At 71.5% G+C, this 20,089-nt stretch carries 16 protein-coding genes, 1 tRNA gene and 1 pseudogene; 5 read left to right on the forward strand and 13 right to left on the reverse strand.

Annotated features, from left to right (window positions below; translation table 11 throughout):
• Positions 1-44 precede the first annotated feature (44 nt).
• From rlmB to ACIPSJ_RS28385, 3 genes and pseudogenes are all read left to right on the forward strand, one after another.
• Positions 45-986, forward strand: coding sequence for a 23S rRNA (guanosine(2251)-2'-O)-methyltransferase RlmB (rlmB, locus tag ACIPSJ_RS28375; protein WP_359207585.1), 942 nt, complete (start codon positions 45-47; stop codon positions 984-986).
• Positions 987-1,091: 105 nt separating this feature from the next.
• Positions 1,092-1,190, forward strand: a pseudogene (locus ACIPSJ_RS28380) (23S rRNA (guanosine(2251)-2'-O)-methyltransferase RlmB); the annotation flags it as partial.
• A gap of 117 nt (positions 1,191-1,307) precedes the next feature.
• The gene (locus ACIPSJ_RS28385) at positions 1,308-3,041 is read left to right on the forward strand and encodes a DoxX family protein (RefSeq protein WP_401350301.1); all 1,734 of its coding nucleotides are present in this window, start codon (positions 1,308-1,310) and stop codon (positions 3,039-3,041) included.
• A gap of 142 nt (positions 3,042-3,183) precedes the next feature.
• On the opposite strand, the gene ACIPSJ_RS28390 is transcribed toward ACIPSJ_RS28385, so the two are convergent.
• From ACIPSJ_RS28390 to ACIPSJ_RS28400, 3 genes are all read right to left on the reverse strand, one after another.
• Positions 3,184-3,915, reverse strand: a complete 732-nt coding sequence (locus ACIPSJ_RS28390; RefSeq protein ID WP_401350304.1) for an NDP-sugar synthase — start codon at positions 3,913-3,915, stop codon at positions 3,184-3,186.
• An 85-nt stretch (positions 3,916-4,000) separates the two neighbouring features.
• Positions 4,001-4,462 (reverse strand): hypothetical protein, encoded by a 462-nt coding sequence (locus ACIPSJ_RS28395; protein WP_355725811.1) that lies wholly within the window; start codon positions 4,460-4,462, stop codon positions 4,001-4,003.
• A gap of 245 nt (positions 4,463-4,707) precedes the next feature.
• A complete protein-coding gene (locus tag ACIPSJ_RS28400; RefSeq protein ID WP_393543896.1) occupies positions 4,708-5,844 on the reverse strand; it encodes an ABC transporter ATP-binding protein in 1,137 nt (378 codons plus the stop codon).
• 217 nt (positions 5,845-6,061) lie between these two features.
• Between ACIPSJ_RS28400 and ACIPSJ_RS28405 the strand changes: the two genes are divergently transcribed.
• Positions 6,062-6,135: transfer RNA gene (locus tag ACIPSJ_RS28405), tRNA-Thr, on the forward strand.
• A gap of 53 nt (positions 6,136-6,188) precedes the next feature.
• Here ACIPSJ_RS28405 and ACIPSJ_RS28410 read toward each other — a convergent pair.
• The 10 genes from ACIPSJ_RS28410 to ACIPSJ_RS28455 all read right to left on the reverse strand — a co-directional run bounded on the left by ACIPSJ_RS28410 (position 6,189) and on the right by ACIPSJ_RS28455 (position 19,170).
• The gene (locus tag ACIPSJ_RS28410; protein ID WP_401350308.1) at positions 6,189-7,685 is read right to left on the reverse strand and encodes a CoA-acylating methylmalonate-semialdehyde dehydrogenase; all 1,497 of its coding nucleotides are present in this window, start codon (positions 7,683-7,685) and stop codon (positions 6,189-6,191) included.
• 12 nt (positions 7,686-7,697) lie between these two features.
• Positions 7,698-9,575 carry a 3D-(3,5/4)-trihydroxycyclohexane-1,2-dione acylhydrolase (decyclizing) gene (iolD, locus tag ACIPSJ_RS28415; protein WP_401350310.1) on the reverse strand — a complete coding sequence of 626 codons (1,878 nt, stop codon included), beginning with the start codon at positions 9,573-9,575 and terminating at the stop codon, positions 7,698-7,700.
• Positions 9,572-10,447, reverse strand: a complete 876-nt coding sequence (gene iolB, locus ACIPSJ_RS28420; RefSeq protein ID WP_401350313.1) for a 5-deoxy-glucuronate isomerase — start codon at positions 10,445-10,447, stop codon at positions 9,572-9,574. Before iolB ends, iolD begins: the two co-directional genes overlap by 4 nt.
• Positions 10,444-11,316, reverse strand: a complete 873-nt coding sequence (locus ACIPSJ_RS28425; protein ID WP_401350316.1) for an aldolase — start codon at positions 11,314-11,316, stop codon at positions 10,444-10,446. Before ACIPSJ_RS28425 ends, iolB begins: the two co-directional genes overlap by 4 nt.
• Complete coding sequence (iolC, locus tag ACIPSJ_RS28430) at positions 11,306-12,259, reverse strand: 5-dehydro-2-deoxygluconokinase (RefSeq protein WP_401350319.1); 954 nt, start codon at positions 12,257-12,259, stop codon at positions 11,306-11,308. The genes ACIPSJ_RS28425 and iolC overlap by 11 nt, the downstream gene beginning before the upstream one ends.
• A gap of 151 nt (positions 12,260-12,410) precedes the next feature.
• Positions 12,411-14,219 carry a SpoIIE family protein phosphatase gene (locus tag ACIPSJ_RS28435; RefSeq protein WP_401350322.1) on the reverse strand — a complete coding sequence of 603 codons (1,809 nt, stop codon included), beginning with the start codon at positions 14,217-14,219 and terminating at the stop codon, positions 12,411-12,413.
• A 122-nt stretch (positions 14,220-14,341) separates the two neighbouring features.
• Positions 14,342-15,748, reverse strand: a complete 1,407-nt coding sequence (locus ACIPSJ_RS28440) for an FAD-dependent oxidoreductase (protein WP_359207555.1) — start codon at positions 15,746-15,748, stop codon at positions 14,342-14,344.
• Positions 15,749-15,757: 9 nt separating this feature from the next.
• Positions 15,758-16,414 (reverse strand): rhomboid-like protein, encoded by a 657-nt coding sequence (locus ACIPSJ_RS28445; protein ID WP_401350324.1) that lies wholly within the window; start codon positions 16,412-16,414, stop codon positions 15,758-15,760.
• Positions 16,415-16,639: 225 nt separating this feature from the next.
• Complete coding sequence (locus ACIPSJ_RS28450) at positions 16,640-18,139, reverse strand: MFS transporter (RefSeq protein ID WP_401350327.1); 1,500 nt, start codon at positions 18,137-18,139, stop codon at positions 16,640-16,642.
• Between the two features lie 56 nt (positions 18,140-18,195).
• Positions 18,196-19,170 carry a zinc-binding dehydrogenase gene (locus ACIPSJ_RS28455; protein WP_401350330.1) on the reverse strand — a complete coding sequence of 325 codons (975 nt, stop codon included), beginning with the start codon at positions 19,168-19,170 and terminating at the stop codon, positions 18,196-18,198.
• Between the two features lie 233 nt (positions 19,171-19,403).
• Here ACIPSJ_RS28455 and ACIPSJ_RS28460 point away from each other — a divergent pair, with 233 nt between their 5' ends.
• A complete protein-coding gene (locus tag ACIPSJ_RS28460; RefSeq protein WP_401350333.1) occupies positions 19,404-20,087 on the forward strand; it encodes a pentapeptide repeat-containing protein in 684 nt (227 codons plus the stop codon).
• Positions 20,088-20,089 lie beyond the last annotated feature (2 nt).

A 20,089-nucleotide genomic window follows, 5' to 3' on the forward strand; every position in this document is an offset into this window, starting at 1 on the left:
ACGTACGAAGACTTACGAAGACAGCTCACGGAGACGAGTAACCCATGGCAGCCAACAACCGCCGCATGTCCGGCAAGAAGGGCGCGCAGGTCGGCAGTGGCGGCCAGCGGCGCCGGGGCCTGGAGGGCAAGGGTCCGACCCCGCCCGCCGAGATGCGCAAGGGTCACAAGAAGAACCGCATCGCCAACGCCAAGTCCAAGCAGGTCCAGCGCCGTCCGGTGGCGCGCGGCCGGGGCGGCAGGGGCACGTCCGAGATGGTCGTCGGCCGCAACCCGGTCGTCGAGGCGCTGCGCGAGGGCGTCCCCGCCTCGACCCTCTACGTCCAGCAGTTCATCGACAACGACGAGCGCGTCCGCGAGGCCCTGCAGCTCGCCGCCGAGCGCGGTGGCATCAACCTCATGGAGGCCCCGCGCCCCGAGCTCGACCGGATGACCAACGGCCTCAACCACCAGGGCCTGGTCCTCCAGGTCCCGCCGTACGAGTACGCGCACCCCGAGGACCTGGCCGAGGCGGCCGCCGACGAGGGCGAGGACCCCCTCATCGTCGCCCTCGACGGCGTCACCGACCCGCGCAACCTCGGCGCCGTCGTCCGCTCCGTCTCCGCCTTCGGCGGCCACGGCGTGGTCGTCCCCGAGCGGCGCGCCGCCGGTATGACCGCCGGTGCCTGGAAGACGTCGGCCGGTACGGCCGCCCGCACGCCCGTCGCCCGCGCCACGAACCTCACCCGCGCCCTGGAGGCGTACAAGAAGGCCGGCATCGTGATCGTCGGCCTCGCCGCGGACGGCGAGCACGAGATCGGCGACCTGGAGGCCCTCGGCGGCCCGGTCGTCATCGTCGTCGGCAGCGAGGGCAAGGGCCTGTCCCGCCTGGTCGGCGAGACCTGCGACTACCGGGTCCGGATCCCGATGCCGGGCGGCGCCGAGTCGCTGAACGCCGGTGTGGCGGCGGGGATCGTGCTGTACGAGGCGGCGCGCCGCCGGAGCTGACGGCAGGCGGGCAGGCGGGCAGGCGGAGCCCGCCGGTCGGAGGCCGGCGCAGCTGCTCGAAGCCGCGTAGCGTGCGAGAGCGGCGGTCAAGAGAGGTCCTGCGACTACCGGGTCCGGATTCCGATGCCGGGCGGCGCCGAGTCGCTGAACGCCGGTGTGGCGGCGGGGATCGTGCTGTACGAGGCGGCGCGCCGCCGGAGCTGAACAAACGTCCGCGACCTCACCCGTGCGGGGTAATTCCGGCGTCCAGGACATCCTTGACGGGGTCCGGACACATCCGGGCGGTCAAAGCAGTGTCCTAACTCCACGTCACTCGGTTAGATGAGTGTGGACACCAGAACACCCCGCACACCCACGGGGGACCGCTCGTCGGGATTCCGCTCCGGATTCGCCTCCGGTCCCGACGACGCTCCCGCGCTGAGCATGGTGAAGGTGCCGAGCGATCCGGCGCAGGTCATCGTCAACCACGCGAGCTTCCGCGTGCAGCTGGGCGTATCGACACGGCGTACCCAATCGTCCCGGGTCGCAGGGCACTTGAGCGCCACCGAGGACACCGCGCGGTTCCCGGCCGTCGGCACGGCGGGCAGAGCGGGGGCGGCGCCCGGCCGTCGCCGCCCGGTCGTCTGGAGCGGCAAGTCCGCGCCCGACGACACCGGCGCCCACCGGCTGCTCCAGGCCGTCCGGGGCGGCAGCGTCCGGCACGCCGAGGAACCCGCCGAACCGGCCGGCGCGACCCAGGTCATCCCGCGCGTCGACGACGGCTACGCCGACCTCGACCAGACCGTCGAGACCCCGCTGGTCGGCCACCCCCGCGACCCCGCCTCGGGCGAGACCCGGCTCCTCCCGCACATGCGGACGGTCGGCAGCGCCTACGACGAACCGGCCTACACCGGGCCTGGCTACGCCGGATCGGCCTACGCCGGATCGGCCTACGACGGACCTGGCTACGCCGACGACCGGTACGAGGACTTCGACGACCTCGAAGACCTCGACGCGCCGCGGTCCACCCGACGGCACGGCGAAGGCGATCCGGCCCGGCACGCCTACTACCCCGGCCGCCGGATGAACCTCGGCGTGGTCCTGCTCCCGCTCCGGATCTTCCTCGGCTTCATCTCCATCTACGCCGGCATGGGCAAGCTGTGCGACCCCGTCTACTTCGACGGCGGCAAGCGCGGCTCCATGGTCACCTGGCTCAACACGCTGCACCCCTGGGAGGTCGCCGAACCGCTGCGCCAGTTCGCCCTCCAGCACCCGGTCGGCTCCGGCCTCGTCATCGCCTTCTTCCAGGTGATCGTCGGCGTGCTGACCGTCCTCGGCTGCTGGCAGCGGGTCGCCGCGGTCGTCGGCGCGCTGCTCTCCGCCGCGCTCATCGTCACCGTCAGCTGGAAGACGGTCCCCGCGTACGACGCCCCCGACATCATCTACCTCGCCGCCTGGTCGCCGCTGATCATCGCCGGCGCCCCCGTCTACTCCATCGACGGCCGGCTGGCGGGCAGCGCCTGGCGACGCCTGGGCCCGCACTCCGACATCTGGGACCTGCGCGCCTACGTGCTGCGCCGCGGTGCCCTGGTCACAGCCATCACCATCGGTCTGACCCTGCTCATCGGCTCCCTCCTGGGCGGCGCGGTCCGCGACTCCAGCCGCGTCGTCGTCCCCGGCCCCGGCGAGGCGCCCCGCAACAACCTCCCCGGCTCCCCGCTCCCCGGCGAGACGGCACCGCGTCAGCAGCAGACCCCGTCGGCCTCGACGTCGCCCTCCGGGGGCGCCACGGCCGGCGCGAGCCCCTCCGGGGCGGCGACGACCCCGGGCGCCGACCGCACGACCAGCGGCGCCACCACCACGACCCCCAGCCAGACCCAGGGCACCACGGGCCAGGCCCCGCCCCAGCACACGGCCCCGGCCCCCACCACGGCCGGCCCGACGTCCGGCGGCACCGCCACCGGCGGCACCTCCTCCACGGGCGGCACCGGCACCGGCAGCGGCACCGGCACCAGCACCGGCGGCGGCTCCTCCTCCTCGGGCCAGCCGGGCCTGGTGGGCGGCTTGCTGGGCTAGCGATCGGGCTGTACGACCTTGAGGCCCCGCACCTTCTCAGGTGCGGGGCCTCAAACGCGCCCCGAAAGGGGCGCGGGGAACTGCGCGACCAGCCACCACGAAGCCGCAGCCGACGACGACGGCGTCACCGCCCCCCCTTCGGTCACCGCCCCAACGCAGACAGCTCCTTCGCCGCCTCCGTCAGATCCTTCGCCGTGTCGATGGCTCGCCAGTACGCCCCCTGCGGGATCGGGAACCCGGCCAGCTGCCGGCTCCGCGCGAGGTGCGGGAACGTCGTCCGCTCGTGGTCGCCCCGCTCCGGCAGCATCCCGGCGAACGCGGGCGAGAAGACGTACACACCGGCGTTGATCTCGAACGTCGACGGCGGTGACTCGATGAAGTCCGTGATGTGGCCGAAGCCGTCCGTCTTCACCGCGCCCCAGGGAATCCGCGGCCGGGCGAGCGCCAGCGTGGCCACCGCGTCCCGCTCCGTGTGGAAGTCGGCCATGTCGCGCAGCGAGAACCGGGTCCAGATGTCGCCGTTCGTGGCGTACCAGGGCCGGTCGGTGTGGGGCAGGTGCGCGGCCGCGTACTTGAGACCGCCGCCCCGGCCGAGCGGCTCGCTCTCGACCACCGTCGTGACGGAGAGCGGCAGGTCGGCCGTGGCCAGCCACTTCTGCAGGACATCGGCGAGATGGCCGCAGGAGACCACCACGTCCGTGACGCCCTCCTCGGCGAGCCAGCGCAGCTGGTGGCCGATGATCGGCGTGCCCGTGCCCGGAATCTCGACCATCGGCTTGGGCCGGTCGTCGGTGTACGGACGAAGCCGTGAGCCCTGGCCGCCGGCCAGGACCACGGCTTGGGTGGGGCGCAGCGCGGCGTTCGGATGAGTCATGCCCGAACTGTACGCGGCGCCCCGGGGCAGTTCTCCTGCCGTAAGAGGGCCCTTAAGGACCCGTTACCTGCTTACCGGCCGGCGTTCAGCTGTGCGCCGCCAGCACGCCGGACGCGAAGGAGGTGTCGCAGACCGGGCGGGCGTACGACTGGGCGCGCGAGGCGCCGTAGATGCGCACCGCGGCCCGGCCCAGGGCGCGGGCGATGGACGTGCAGTGCCGGGCGAGCGACGGGTGGCCGTTGACCGCCTGCTGGAGGTGGGTGAGGACCTGGCCCGGGTTCTTGTCCTGGAGCTCGGTCATCAGCTGCTCGCGCAGCACGTCCTGCGGGGCCTGGGCGACGGCCTTGGAGGAGACGTGCGCGTCGGTCACGTCGGTCGCGGTGAGCACCGAGCTCCGCGGGGACCCGGTCCAGTTGACGCGGGTGACCGCGAGGGTCCCGGAGAGCACCAGGACGACGGGCAGGACGAGGGCGAGAGTGCGGCCGATCCGGCGGGCAGGGCCGCCCCGGTGGCCGCGTCGCGTCTGAGGGGTGGTGGAGTGCTTCACGCGTGTGAGGGTAGCGTGCGGTAATGATTTGGCGACATTTAGTCACCGGTTCGGGGGATGGAGAAGGGCCGTGTTTCGGGTACGGGGTTGACGCACACTGCTCGAAAACCACCCGCTTGCCGGGGTAAATCGGGGCAACCGAAAGGCCCCGCAGCAGGCTGCGGGGCCTTCGTCGTCAACCTGGGTAGATTCACCCTGGTCAGAGGTTTGTTGCTGTGACGCGCACTCGGTCGGCGATCAGGAGATCAGTCGGAGAGACGCTCACCCGTGGACGTGGAGAACACGTGGGTCTCGCCCGGCCGCGGCACGACGTGCAGCGTGGCGCCCTTCTCCGGGACCGCGCGGCCGCTGACGCGGACGACCAGGTCCTTGAGGTCGTCGCCGACCTTGGCGCTGCCGTAGACGTAGCCGTCGGCGCCGAGCTCCTCGACGACGTTCACGGAGACCGCGAGGCCCGCCGGGGCGTCCTCGGTGTCCTTGGAGAGGGACTTCGCGGCCTCGCCGTTGTGCTCGACGATGTCGAAGTGCTCGGGGCGGACACCGACGGTGACCGTGCGGTCGCCCTTGTCGGCGGCGGCCTGCAGCGCCTCGCGGCTCACCGGGACCACGCTGTTGCCGAACTTCACGCCGCCGTCGGTGATCGGGACCTCGACCAGGTTCATGGCGGGGGAGCCGATGAAGCCGGCGACGAAGAGGTTGGCCGGGCGGTCGTACATGTTCCGCGGCGAGTCGACCTGCTGGAGCAGACCGTCCTTGAGGACCGCGACCCGGTCGCCCATCGTCATGGCCTCGACCTGGTCGTGGGTGACGTAGACGGTGGTGATGCCGAGGCGGCGCTGCAGCGACGCGATCTGCGTACGGGTCGAGACACGGAGCTTGGCGTCCAGGTTGGACAGCGGCTCGTCCATGAGGAAGACCTGCGGCTCACGGACGATGGCACGGCCCATCGCGACACGCTGACGCTGACCACCGGACAGGGCCTTCGGCTTGCGGTCCAGGTACTCGGTCAGGTCGAGGATCTTCGCGGCCTCCTCGACCTTCTGCCGGATCTCCGCCTTGTTGACGCCGGCGATCTTGAGCGCGAAGCCCATGTTGTCGGCGACGGACATGTGCGGGTAGAGCGCGTAGTTCTGGAACACCATGGCGATGTCCCGGTCCTTGGGCGGCAGGTGCGTGACGTCGCGGTCACCGATGCGGATGGCGCCGCCGTTGACGTCCTCGAGCCCCGCGAGCATCCGGAGCGAGGTGGACTTGCCGCAACCCGACGGGCCGACCAGAACGAGGAACTCGCCGTCCTCGATCGCGATGTCGAGGCCGTCGACGGCGGGCTTGGTGGAACCCGGGTAGATCCGGGTCGCCTTGTCGAACGTGACAGTGGCCATGGCTCAGAGGCCCCCTTCTACCGGCAGGAACGTGCCGGACGATCCGTTGTAGGAAGGTGGTGGTGTAGTCCACGAGAGTGAACTGGCTCTGGACGGTACCTGGCGTTCACCCCGTATGTCAGTACCTGGAGCCCTGTGAACTTCGCGGAAATTTTCGACAGGCCCCCTCCGCGACGTGGGTACACTGCACTGGCGCATCGCCACCGCGCGCGTGCACGCCTCCTTAGCTCAGCTGGCCAGAGCAACGCACTTGTAATGCGTAGGTCGTCGGTTCGAATCCGACAGGGGGCTCTGGCAAGGCCAGGTCACAGGGATTGTGACCTGGCCTTTTGTTGTGTGTGGGGTCAGCTGGAGGTGGGGAAGTTGAAGCCCGCGGTGACCTGTTGCCTGGGCTCGGGCCAGCGGGTGGTGACGACCTTGGGGCGGGTGTAGAAGCGGATGCCTTCGGGGCCGTGGATGGGGTGGTCGCCGATGAGGGAGTCCTTCCAGCCGCCGAAGGAGTAGTAGGACATGGGGACGGGGACGGGGACGTTGATGCCGATCATGCCGACCTTGATGCGGCGCTGGAAGCGGCGGGCGGCTTCGCCGGAGGCGGTGAACAGGGCGGTGCCGTTGCCGTAGGGGTTGGCGTTGATGAGGTCGATGGCCTGGTCGAGGGTGTCGGTGCGGACGATGGCGAGGACCGGGCCGAAGAGTTCCTGCTGGTAGGCGTCCATGGCGGGGGTGACGTGGTCGAGGAGGGAGGGGCCGGTGAAGAAGCCGTCCGTGTACGCGGGGTCGTCGAGCTTCAGGCCTCGGCCGTCGACGACGACGGTGGCGCCCTGGGTGGCGGCTGTGCCGACGGCGTTCTCGACGCGTTCCTGTGCGGCCTTGGTGACCAGGGGGCCCATCTCGGTGTCGGGGGCGTCGCCGGGGCCGACCTTCACCTCGTTCGCCTTGCGGGTGAGGACCTCGACCAGTGAGTCGGCTGCGTCGCCGACCGCGACGGCGACGGAGACGGCCATGCAGCGTTCGCCGGCGGAGCCGTAGGCGCCGGCGGTGAGGTGGTTGGCGGCGAATTCGAGGTCGGCGTCGGGGAGGACGACGGCGTGGTTCTTGGCGCCGCCGAGGGCCTGGACGCGCTTGCCGTGGGCGGTGGCCTGCTCGTGGACGTACTTGGCGATGGGGGTGGAGCCGACGAAGGAGACGGCTTCGATGCCGGGGTGGGTGAGGAGCGCGTCGACGGCGTCCTTGCCGCCGTGGACGACGTTGAAGACGCCGTCGGGCAGGCCGGCCTTCTGGTAGAGGCCGGCGACGAAGTTCGCGGCGGAGGGGTCGCGTTCGGACGGCTTGAGGATGAACGTGTTGCCGGTGGCGATGGCGACGGGGTGCATCCACAGGGGGACCATCGCGGGGAAGTTGAAGGGGGTGATGCCCGCGACGACCCCGAGGGGCTGGCGGAAGTTGTGGACGTCGATGCCGCGGGAGACCTGGTCGGAGAAGGAGCCCTTGAGGACGTCGCCGAGGCCGCAGACGTACTCGACGACCTCGCGGCCGCGGGTGATCTCGCCGCGGGCGTCGTCGACGGTCTTGCCGTGCTCGGCCGAGATGATCCGGGCGAGTTCTTCCTCGTGCTCGACCAGCAGCTGGCGGAAGGCGAACATCACCTGGGTGCGCTGGGAGAGGGAGGACTCGGACCAGGTCTCGAAGGCGGCGGAGGCGGCGGTGACCGCCGCGTCGACCTCGGGGGCGCTGCCGAGGGCGACGCGGGCCTGTTCGGCGCCGGTGGCGGGGTTGTAGACGGGGGCGGTGGTCTCGGTGGTGACCTCGGCGCCGTTGATCCAGTGCGGGATGGTGTTCACAGCGGGGGTTCCTTACAGGTAGTGGCGCTGGGTCTGCTTGTGGGCGGTGTAGGTGTCGTAGGCGGCGCGGGTGGTGTCGAGGGCGGAGACCTGGCTGACGGGGACGTCCCACCAGGCGTGGCCGGGCGGGTTGGGGCCGTAGAGGTCGGTCTCGACGTGCACGACGGTGGTGCGGGTGGCCGCTCTCGCCTTGTCCATCGCGGAGCGGAACTCCTCGACGGTGGTGGCGTGCAGAACCTCGGCGCCGAGGGAGGAGGCGTTGGCGGCGAGGTCGACGGGGAGGACGTCACCGTCGATGAGGCCCGAATCGCCGTTGCGGTAGCGGTACTTGGTGCCGAAGCGCTGGGAGCCGAGGGACTCGGAGAGGGCGCCGATGGAGGCGAAGCCGTGGTTCTGGACCAGGACGATGATGACCTTCAGGCCCTCGGAGACCATGGTGACGATCTCCTGGGCCATCATCAGGTACGAGCCGTCACCGACCAGGACGACGACCTCGCGCGACGGGTCGGCCATCTTCGCGCCGACGCCGGCGGCGACCTCGTAGCCCATGCAGGAGTAGGCGTACTCGACGTGGTAGGCCTTCGGGTCCCGGGCCCGCCACAGCTGCTGGAGGTCTCCGGGCATGGACCCGGCCGCGTTGATGACCACCGCACGGTCGTCCAGGACATCGTTCAGCGCGCCGAGGATCTCGGTCTGGGCCGGGAGCGGGCCGTGGCCGACGGTGAAGCAGGCGTCCTCGATCTCCCGTGTGCGGGCGATCAGTTCACGGGTGCGGCGCCGGTAGGACTCCTCCACCTCCCAGCCGTCCAGGGCTCCGGCGAGGGCCTGGATGCCCAGGCGGGCGTCCGCGACCAGGGGTTCCGCGGAGTGCTTGACCGCGTCCAGGCGGGCCACGTTGAGGTTGACGAACGTGACGTCCGGGTTGCCGAACACGGTGTGGCTCGCGGTGGTGAAGTCCGAGTAGCGGGTGCCGATGCCGACGACGACGTCTGCCTCGCGGGCCAGTTCGTTCGCCGCGTACGACCCCGTGGAGCCGATGCCGCCGACCGCGTAGGGGTGGTCCCACGGCACCGCGCCCTTGCCGGCGTGCGTGTCGGCGACCGGGATGCCAGTGGCCTCGGCGAACGCCCGCAGCGCGGTCTCGGCACCGGAGTACACCGCGCCGCCACCGGCCACGATCAGCGGCTTCTTCGCCGTGCGCAGGAGCGCCACCGCCCGTTCCACGGCGGCCGGTTCCGGCACCGGGCGGCCCACGTGCCAGACCCGGCGCCGGAAGAAGGAGACCGGCCAGTCGTACGCCTCGGCCTGCACGTCCTGGGGGAGGGCGAGCGTGACGGCGCCGGTCTCGACCGGGTCGGTGAGGACCCGCATGGCCGCGAGGGCGGCGGGGATGAGCTGTTCGGGGCGCTGGACGCGGTCGAAGTACTTGGATACGGCGCGGAAGGCGTCGTTGACCGTGACGTCCCCGCCGCGGGTGTCCTCCAGCTGCTGCAGCACCGGGTCGGCGGCGCGGGTGGCGAACATGTCCGACGGGAGCAGCAGCACGGGGATGCGATTGGTGGTGGCGAGTGCCGCGCCGGTGATCATGTTCGTCGAGCCGGGACCGGTGGAGGCGGTGCAGGCGAAGGTGGCGAGCCGGTCGCGCATCTTCGCGTAGGCCACCGACGCATGCACCATGCCCTGTTCGTTGCGGGCCAGATAGTACGGCAGGTCGGCCTCGCCGGTGGTGGCGGCCTGGAGGAGTGCCTGGCCGAGGCCGGCGACGTTCCCGTGGCCGAAGATGCCCCAGACGCCGGGGATCAGGCGCTGTTCCTGGCCGTCGCGCTCGCTGTACTGGGCGGCCAGGAAGCGGACCAGGGCCTGGGCGGTGGTCAGTCGTACGGTGTTCATCGGGTCTCTCCGAAGGGCAGCCGGTCGTCCACGTCCTGGGAGTCCCAGGTGCCGCGCACCCAGCCGTGCGCGGGGTCGTCGCAGATCAGCCAGGCCCGGTCCTGCCCGGGACCGGCCATGACGTTCAGGTAGTAGAGGTCGTAGCCGGGCGCGGCGACCGACGGGCCGTGCCAACCGTGCGGGATCAGCACCGTGTCCCCGGAACGCACCTCCGCGAGCACGTCGATCGGGCGGTCCGGGGTGCCGTAGACCCGCTGGTAGCCGAAGGCGCCGTCGCCGCCGGAGATCTCGAAGTAGTAGATCTCCTCCAGCTCCGACTCCTGGCCCGGCCGGGCCTCGTCGTGCTTGTGCGGCGGGTACGAGGACCAGTTGCCGCCGGGGGTCAGCACCTCGCACACCAGCAGCTGCTCGGCGTCGAACGTGCCGGGCAGGCAGTAGTTGTTGACCTGCCGCGAGCACGCCCCGGCGCCACGCAGCTCCACCGGCACGTTCTCCTTGCGCCCGTAGCGGGCCGGGTGACCTCCCTGCTCGGTACGGGCGGAGGGCAGCGCGAACCGTCCGCCGGCCGCGCTGCTGATGAGGGCCTCCGACGCGCGCGGCAGGTAGGCGAAGTCGGTGGCGGAGGCGAACACGCCTGTCCGGCCGGCGAGTTCGAAGGTGGTGCCGTCCGTGGTGACGGTGCAGGAGCCCGTCAGCGGCAGCACCAGGAACTCGGAGTCCCCGGTGGACAGGGTGTGCGTGCCGCCCGGCTTCAGGGTCAGGATCCTGAGGCCGGAGTATCCCCAGCCCGCCGACTCCGGCGTGATCTGGACGTCGTAGGGGCCGTCCGCCGAAGTGCCCTTCGGCAGGTGGTACTTGGCGTTGTCGCTCACAGCAGGCTCACCGCCTTGTCGACCGCGCCGGCGACGTCGCCGCCCGCCGGGTAGAGCAGGGAACGGCCGACGACCAGGCCCTGCGCGGTCGGCTGCCTGAGCGCCTTGCCCCAGGACGCGAACGCCGCCTCGGGATCGGTCACTTCGCCGCCGAGCAGCAGCGCGGGCAACGTCGAGGCGGCCAGGACTCGCTCCATGTTCGCCACGACCGGCAGCTTCAACCACGTATAGGCGGTCCGCCGGCCCAGTCCCGACGCGATGGTGACCGACTTGATCACGGCGTCGGTCGACAGGTCGTTGCGGATCCTGCCGTCCTGCCACACGGACAGGAACGGCTCGACCATGGCGATCAGGCGCCGGTCGTTGAGCTCGTTCACGGCACGCGCGGTGTTCTCCAGGACCGAGGGGGTCGCCGGGTCGGACAGTGCGATGCGGGTGAGCATCTTGCCGCCGTCGAAGCCCAGGTCGGCGATGGTGGCGGCGTCGTACCCGGTGAACCGGTCGTCGATCTCGAAGACCGAGCCCGCCAGGCCGCCGCGGTTCATGGAGCCGAAGACGGACTTGCCGTCGAGGACGCCGAGCAGGAGGAGGTCCTCCAGGATGTCGGCGGTGCCGAGGACGCCGGTGACGCCCGGGCGTTCCAGTGCGGTGCACAGGCGGTCGAGGAGTTCGAAGCGGTCGGCCATGGCGTTCGGGTCGTCGCCGACGCCGTTGGCGCCGCGGGCCGGGTGGTCGGCGGCGATGATCATCGCCTTGCCGTGCTCGCCGAGGAGCGAGGTGGCCTTCACGCGCCGTTCGGCGGCCGCCGCGACGGCGCCGGGGTCGTTGACCCGGGCGTCCACGATGCGGCTCAGGTTCTCAGACAGCACTGGGCACCTCGTCGAGCTTGGCGTCGACCTCGGCCTCGGTGGGCATCGCGTCGGAGCAGGACAGCCGGCTCGCGACGATGGCGCCGGCCGCGTTCGCGAAGGAGACGGTGCGGCGGGTGTCCCAGCCGGACAGCAGCCCGTGGCAGAGGGCGCCGCCGAAGGCATCGCCGGCACCCAGGCCGTTGACGACCTCCACCGGCACGGGCGGGATCTCGGACGCCGTCCCGTCCCGGTCCATGGCCAGGACACCCTTCGGGCCCTGCTTCACCACGGCCAGCTCCACGCCCGCCGCGAGGAGCGCTTGCGCCGCCGCGTACGGTTCGCGTTCGCCGGTGGCGACCTCGCACTCGTCGAGGTTGCCGACGGCCACGGTGGTGTGCCGGAGGGCCTCGGCGTAGTACGCGCGGGCCTCGGTCGGGTCGGTCCAGAACATCGGGCGCCAGTCGAGGTCGAAGACCGTCGTGCCGGACTTCGCCCGGTGGGCCAGGGCGGCGAGCGTGGCGGAGCGGCTGGGCTCCTCGCTCAGTCCGGTGCCGGTGACCCAGAAGATCCCGGCGTCCCGGACGGCCGGCAGGTCCAGCTCGTCCGGGTGGATGTCCAGGTCCGGGGCCTTCGGCAGGCGGTAGAAGTACAGCGGGAAGTCGTCCGGCGGGAAGATCTCGCAGAACGTCACCGGGGTCGGCGCGATGTCCGACGTGCCGACGAACCGCGCGTCCACGCCGTAGCCGTCGAGGGCCCTGCGGACGAAGTCGCCGAAGGGGTCCCGGCCCGTCTTCGTGATCACCGCCGCCGAACGGCCGTAGCGGGCGGCAGCCACCGCGACGTTGGTCGGGCTCCCGCCCAGGTACTTGCCGAACGAGTCGACCTCGGCCAGCCCCACGCCGGTCTGGAGTGGGTACACGTCCACTCCGACACGGCCGATGGTGAGCACTTCGCACGACATCACGCTGGTTTCCCTTCATGCCCCTGGCGGTTCACTCCGAGAAGCGTATGTCATGACATACTTATGTCAATACTGAGGTTGGGGTGAAGGCGGCGCGGACGGGGTCCCGGGCCGCGTCGGAGTCGCGGCAGCGGCATTCGAAGCCGCCGCGTCAGCCTTCTCGGAGAGCCCGACTCGCCGGCGGAGCCGACGGAGGGTTTCCGCCGCTTTGCCGGGCCGCGAGGAGGGCGATGTCGTCCTCGCAGATTCCGCTGGTCAGCTGGGTCAGCAGGGTGTCGACCAGGTGTTCCAGGGGGCCGTCCGCCGGGAGGTCCAGTTCGGTGAGGCCGCGGACCGCGTCGTCGATGTCCGTGCCGCGCTGCTCGACCAGGCCGTCGGTGTAGAGGAGCAGGACGGCGTCCGGGTCCCAGGAGAACGTTGTCAGCTCGTAGTCGCCCAGTTCGGTGCCGATGGGCGGTCCGGCCGGGAGGTCGAGGACCTCGGCGCTGCCGTCCGGGCGGACGATGACGGGCGGCAGATGTCCGGCCGTGGCCGCCGTGCAGGTGCCGTGCTCGGGGTCGGCGAGGACGAGGAGGCAGGTGGCGACCCGGTCGAGGCCGATCCGGGCGGCCCGGTGATCCGCCTTGCGCAGCATCTCGTCGACGGTCAGGCCGGAGTCCGAGGTGGCGATGGTGCGTACGACGGAGCGGTACTGGCTCATCGCCACTGCCGCCTGGAAGCCGTGCCCCATCACATCGCCCATGACCAGCAGGGTGCGGCCGCCGGGCAGCGCGATGGAGTCGTACCAGTCCCCGCCGACCAGGACACTTCGGCCGGACGGGAGGTAACGGGTGGCCACCTCGATGCTGGAGTGCGGCGGGGTGGGCTCGGAGAGCAGGGCGCGCTGCAGCTCCAGGGTCATGGCGTGCTCCCCGGTGTACCGGCGGGCGCTGTCGATGGAGGTGGCCGCGCGGGCGGCGACGCCCTGGGCGGTGAGGACGTCGTCCTCGCTGAAGGGGGCGGAGTCGCCGCCGCGCAGCAGCATCACGGTGCCGAGACTGCGGCCGGCCGTGGGCAGCGGCACGACCAGGACCGAGTGCATACCGGCCATGCGGAAGATCTTCACGCTGTCGTGAGCCGCGGTCACCTTCTCCATGAGTTCCTCGGAGGCCGAGTTGCCCCGCCACGGCCGTCCGCTGTCCATGCAGTTGCGGATGAACCCGCCCCGGGGAAGGTCGACGTACGGTTTTCCGCCGCCGAGTTCGCGCAGGTGCAGCTGCACCTCCGGCGCCGCCGTGAGCTTCATCTTCCGCAGCCGGAGCACACCGGGTGGCGGTGGGGGTGTCCCGTCGAACTCCTCCTCGACGATCCCCACCGCTGCCACGTCGGCCAGCGAGGGGGAGAGGAAGTCGGCCAGTTCGGCGCAGGTGGTCTCGACGTCGAGGGTGGTGCCCACCCGGGTCCCCGCGGCGTCCAGCAGGGCGAGCCGCTGGTGTGCGGTCTCCAGGTCGTCGAGGTACTGGCGCAGGTTGCTGACCTCGACGCCGATGCCGCAGACGCCGATGACCCGGCCGTTGGACTCCAGCCGGTGGAAGACCGAGCGCCAGATCCTGCGGCCGACCGGTGAGGGGACCGGTGTCGTCCCGGTCACGGTCACCTCGCGTGGCTTTCCGTCCGCCAGTACCTCGATCAGGACATCGTCGGGCGTCTGGACGTCGGGCAGTATCGAGCCGAACTTCTTGCCGAGGTAGCCGCTGGCCGGCACCCCGGTGGCGGCGGTCCAGGCCGGGTTGACGTAGGTGTACCGCAGATGCTCGTCGACGATGACGACCGGGGCCGAGGTGCCTTCGACGATCTGGCGCAGAATGCCGCATCCATGGTGCCGCTCCGTGCCGTCGACCGGGGGTTCCGGTGTCATCGGCGACGGGGCGTCCGTGGTCTCCGGGAAGAGCCACGCGGCCGGGAACTGTTCAGCGTTCACCTGGTCTCTCCTGACCGTCCGGGTCTGGGCGGTCCCTTTCCCATCGTGTGCGGTGGGGTGGGGGACCGCATCTCCAGGCCCGGACGGTGTGACCTGTCTCTCAGGTCACCGTGGCCCCCTCCTCAGTGCCGCCCCGCCACCCGGTCCGCGATCCGGGCCAGGCGGGACGACTCGGTGCTCGGGTGGAGGCGTTCGCGTTGGTCGGCGGCGCGGTAGGTGGCGTACATGCCCTGGACGCCGAGCCAGCGGAAGGGCTCGGGCTCCCACTTGCGGACCTTGTGGTTCACCCAGGGCAGCTCGGTCAGGTCGGTGCGGCCGGCCTGGCCGGAGTCGAGCTGGACGAGGTCCCGGAGGGTGCGGGCGGCGAGGTTGGTGGTGGCGACGCCGGAGCCGACGTAGCCGCCCGCCCAGCCGAGGCCCGTCGAGCGGTCCAGGGTGACGGTCGCGCACCAGTCGCGGGGCACCCCGAGCACCCCGGACCAGGCGTGCTCGACCGCGACCCCGGCCAGGGACGGGAAGAAGCGGACGAGGATCTCGCGGAGGGCGTCGATGGTCGAGTCCTGGGTCCGGCCGTCGTTGTCGGTGCGGGATCCGAAGCGGTACGGCACCCCGCGCCCGCCGAGCGCGATCCGCCCGTCGGCCGTGCGCTGGGCGTACATGTAGGCGTGCGCCATGTCCCCGAGGGTCTCCAGGCCGTTCCAGCCCACCGACTCCCACTGCTCCTCCGTCAGCGGCTCGGTGGCGATCATCGAGGAGTTCATCGGCAGCCAGGTGCGCTTCTGGCCCTTGAGGTTCGCGGTGAAGCCCTCGGTGCAGCGCAGGATGTAGGGGGCGCGGACCGTGCCGTACGGGGTGACGGCCTGCTTGGGCCGGATCTCGGTCACGGGCGTGGACTCGTAGATCTCCACCCCGAGCGATTCCGCGGCCGCGGCCAGGCCCTTCACCAGCTTCACCGGGTGCAGCCGGGCGCCGTGCGGGGTCCAGGTCGAGCCGACGGCGTCGGCGACGCGGATCCGCTCCCGGGTCTCCCCGGCGCCGTACAGCTCGCGGTCCTTCTCGCCGTACGACAGCTCGTGCGCGTGGAAGGCCTTCAGGCGGGCCAGCTGCGCCGGGGTGGTGGCCACTTCGAGGACCCCGCCCTTGTGCAGGTCGGCGTCGATGCCCTCGGCCTCCGCGACCGCCACGACCTCGTCGACGGTCTCGTTCATGGCCTTCTGCAGGCGTACGGCGGCCTCCTGGCCGTGCAGCGCGGCGTACCGGTCGCGGCCGGCGATGCCGTTGTAGAGCCAGCCGCCGTTGCGCCCGGAGGCGCCGTAGCCGCAGAACTTCTGCTCCAGGACGGTGACCCGGAGGGAGGGGGCGGCCTTCTTCAGGTAGTACGCGGTCCACAGGCCGGTGTAGCCACCGCCCACGATCACCACGTCCGCCGACGTGTCACCGGCGAGCGGCTCCCGCACCGCCGGGAGGCCGTCGTTCGCGTACCAGAAGGAGATGCCGCCGTTGACGACCCTGCTTGCCGAGCTGCTCATGGCCGGACGTTAACCCTTGAGGGCGGCCAGTGTCTCCTTCGGATTCCATGCTTTTCCGCGCCCCCTGGCCAGCGGACAGCAGGCGAGACCGATCAGCGCGGCGACGAAATGTCCCAGGTCGGTGAAGGTCGGCGACTCCGTCAGCGGCAGGCCGTAGACCAGCAGGACGACGACGATGTACGCGTACCGCCACGGCGTCACGATTCGGTAGGAGAGCACCCCGATCACCCCGGCCAGCGCGTAACTCACCCCGATGTCCAGGGTGTTGATCGCCGAGTGCGGGGCGATGCCGTCGTGGATGCCCTTGAGCAGCGCGCCCTCGCTGATCAGGGTGGCCAGCACGTGCGCGGTCACGCACACCGCCAGCCAGCGCACCGTCCCCAGCCAGCGTTCCGCCGGTGCGTGGAAGACGGTGTAGAGGAAGGCGTACGGCACCCAGTGCCCGCCCTCGATCCACATCGCGCTCGCGACCAGCACCCGCACCGGGTTGTCCGACAGCTCACGGAGGTTGGTGGACCGCTGCCGCAGGAACTGCTGCTCGAACTCCGGCGACATGTGGTGCAGCGCGACGGTCGTCACGAAGAGGATCGCCAGCCAGACGTACGTGCCGGGGGCGCTGCGGACGTACGCCCACACCCTGCCGCCGAGACCCCGGAAATTTCCCATGAGGCGATTCATGCACGGCCGTGACGTCGTATGGGTGATTGACATACCGATTGACATACCGGAGGAGCGGATCGCCCGGATGCCCGGGACTGCGGACGACTGAGGGGGCGGGGGCTACGCGGGCCGGCGGCTGCGGCGCCGTCGTGGCCGTTCGCGCAGTTCCTCCCCCAGCCTTCGGCCGGGGGTACCCCCAGCGCCCCTGGGTCGGTCCGCTGGTCCTCGTTTTCAGGCGACCGGCTCCGGTATCGGGGCCTCGGCCGGGACATCGTGCTTGGGCGGCTTCGCCGTCACCAGCAGGCCCGCGACGACGGCGGCCAGCAGCATCACGCCGGCCGCCCACCAGATGGCGATCGTGTAGCCGTGCACGACGGCCTGCGGGACGACGGCGGCCTTCTGCGCGGGGTTGTGGAGGTGGGCGGCGAGATAGGTGGCGCTGCTGCTGGTGGCGATCGTGTTGAGCAGGGCCGTACCGATGGAACCGCCCACCTGCTGCGAGGTGTTGACGGTGGCCGAGGTGACGCCGGAGTCCTGCGCGGCGACGCCGGAGGTGGCGGTGGCGAAGACCGGCATGAAGGTCAGGCCCATGCCGAGGCCCATCAGCAGCAGGGCGGGCAGGATCTCGGTGGGGTAGGAGGAGGAGACCGTGATCCGGGTCAGCAGCAGCAGGCCGCAGGCGGCGAGGAGCAGACCGGGGACCATCAGCAGACGCGGCGCCACGCGGTGCAGCAGGCGCGCCGATATCTGGGTCGAGCCGACGATGATCGCCAGGGTGAGGGGGAGGAAGCCGAGGCCCGCCCTGACCGGGGAGTAGCCGAGGATGATCTGAAGGTAGTAGGTCAGGAAGAGGAACAGCCCGAACATGGCGACGGTGGCGAGCGCCATCGTCAGGAAGCTGCCCGCGCGGTTGCGTTCCTTCACGATGTGCAGGGGCAGCAGGGGGCTGGGCGCCCGGTTCTGCCACCGGACGAAGGCGGCGAGGAGTACGACACCGGCCGCGAACAGGCCCAGCACCAGCGGGTCGGACCAGCCGCGCGGCTGCGCCTCGCTGAAGCCGTAGACGATCGCGACGAGCCCGCCGCAGCCGAACAGCGCACCGGGGACGTCGAGCCGGGCGCCGCCGGTGCCCGGGCGGTCGTGCAGCAGGGCGGAGGCGCCGAAGACGGCGAGGACCGCGATGGGCACGTTGACGTACAGGCACCAGCGCCAGTCCAGGTACTCGGTGAGCAGCCCGCCGACGATGAACCCGATCGCCGAGCCGCTGCCCGCGAGGGCGCCGTAGATGCCGAAGGCCTTGCCGCGTTCCCGTGGGTCGGTGAACGTCGTCGTCAGCAGGCTGAGCGCCGAGGGGGCGAGGACGGCGGCGAAGACGCCCTGGAGGGCGCGGGCGCCGAAGAGCATCCCCTGGCTCTGGGCGGCACCGCCGAGCGCGGAGGCGGCGGCGAACCCGACCAGCCCGATGACGAAGGTGCGCTTGCGGCCGACCAGGTCGGCGATCCGGCCGCCCAGCAGGAGCAGCCCGCCGAAGGCCAGCGTGTAGGCGGTGATCACCCACTGCCGGTTGCCGTCGGACATCCCCAGGTCGCGCTGTGCGGAGGGGAGGGCGATGTTCACGATCGTCGCGTCGAGGACGACCATCAGCTGGGCGAGCGCGATGACCACCAGGCCCCACCAGCGGCGGGGATCGGCCTGGCCGGTGGGCGGTTCACCCGTTCGGGCGCTGCTCATTCGGTCAGAAGACCACGAATCAGGACGGGTTGCATCCTGGGGTGTGCTGTTCCTGGTCACGGTTCCAGTACCACCTTTCCGATCGTCGCCCTGGTCTCCAGGGCGCGGTGTGCGGTTGCCGCCTCCGCCAGCGGGAAGCGCGTCACGGCGGGCCGCAGCCGGCCGTGGGCGGCCTCGGCGAGGGCGCGGAGTTCGAGGGTGCGCAGCGGGTCGGGGCCGCCGGTCCGGCGGAGCATCGCGGGGCCGAGGACGCGCTCCGAGAGCCCGTCGACGAAGTGGCCCCGGCCGTCGCCGATCCCCTCCGCCGACCAGCCGAAGACGAGGTGCCGGCCGCCGTCGCCGAGCAGGGCCACGGCCTCCCGGGCGACCTCGCCGCCGACGCCGTCGAGGACGACGGTGACGGCGGCGAAGTGCTCGCGGACCCGGTCCGGCCAGCCGGGGTCGGTGTAGTCGAGGGCGAGGTCGGCGCCGTCGGCCCGGACGCGCTCGACCTTCTCGGGGCCGCCCGCGAGACCGATCACGGCCGCGCCCGCGTGCTTCGCGTACTGCACGAGCAGGGTGCCGACACCGCCGGCGGCGGCCGGGACGAGCACCACCGACTCCGGCCCAGGCTCCGCGAACTGCAGGATGCCGAGGGCCGTACGGCCGGTCCCGATCATGGCGACGGCCTCGGGGAAGCCGAGGTTCGCCGGGACCTCGTGCAGCCGCTCGACCTCGGTGACGGCGAGTTCGGCGTAGCCTCCGGGCGCGAACCCGAGATGGGCGACCACGCGCCGGCCGAGCCACAGCCCGTCCACGCCGTCGCCGAGCGACTCGACGACCCCGGCGACCTCGCGGCCGGGGATCGTCGGCAGCACGGTCGGGCGGGGCGCCGGGCCCTGGTGACCCGCCCGCAGCGCGGTGTCGAGCAGATGGACACCGGCCGCGGCGACCGCGATCCGCACCTGCCCCGGACCCGGCACCGGGTCCTCGGTCTTCTCATGGACGAGGTTTTCGGCAGGCCCGAAGGCGTGCAGAACGATGGCGTGCACAGGGACTCCCCCCGGTACTGGACGAACCAGCCGCTGGACGAACCAGTTGCCGGCCGATCTGACGGGTCGACTCTTCGGCCTCAAGTGCGCTTGAGGTCAAGGGCGGCCGCCGCGGACGTGCCTTCCTCGCTGATACGACGGATCGAGGCGGCCGGAATGTGACATGGCACCGGGGCCGCGGGGCGTCGTCGCAGGTCACGGCGATTGTCAGTGGGGGGCGGCAAGATGGGGGCATGGCGAGGACGGCGGCCGGTGGGTCCGGCGGTGGCAAGGTGAAGGGCGCGCGGCGGCCGGAGGTGCGGCTGCCCCCGCTGGAGCCGTGGAGCGACGGCGAGCTGGAGCCGGACGGGGACTACGACGGGCTGGGGTTCCAGGACGCGGACTTCGTCGGCCAGGACGCCTCGGGCGCCCGCTTCATGGACTGCGCGCTGACGGGCTGCGCCTTCGACGAGACGGGACTGCGCCACGCCCGCGTGCTGGACACGGTCCTCACCGGCATAAGAGGCGTCGGCACGAACCTGGCCGAGGCGACCCTCCGCGACGTCGAGCTGATCGACGCCCGCCTCGGCGGCACCCAGCTGCACGGCTCCGTCCTGGAACGCGTGGTCATCCGCGGCGGCAAGATCGACTACCTGAACCTGCGCAAGGCCAGGCTCAGAGACGTCGTCTTCGAGAGCTGCGTCCTGGTCGAGCCGGACTTCGGCGGTGCCGTCCTGGAGCGGGTGGAGTTCACCGACTGCACTCTGAAGGACGCGGACTTCAACGGGGTGACGATGAAGGACGTCGACCTGCGGGGGGCCGCGGAGCTGGGCATCGCGAGCGGCGTGGACCGGCTGGCGGGCGCGGTCATCAGCATGTCCCAACTGCTGGATCTGGCACCGGTGCTGGCCGCCCAGCTGGGGATCCGCGTCGAGTGACG

The sequence above is a fragment of the Streptomyces sp. NPDC090088 genome (genome assembly GCF_044747345.1).
Taxonomy (GTDB): Bacteria; Actinomycetota; Actinomycetes; order Streptomycetales; family Streptomycetaceae; genus Streptomyces.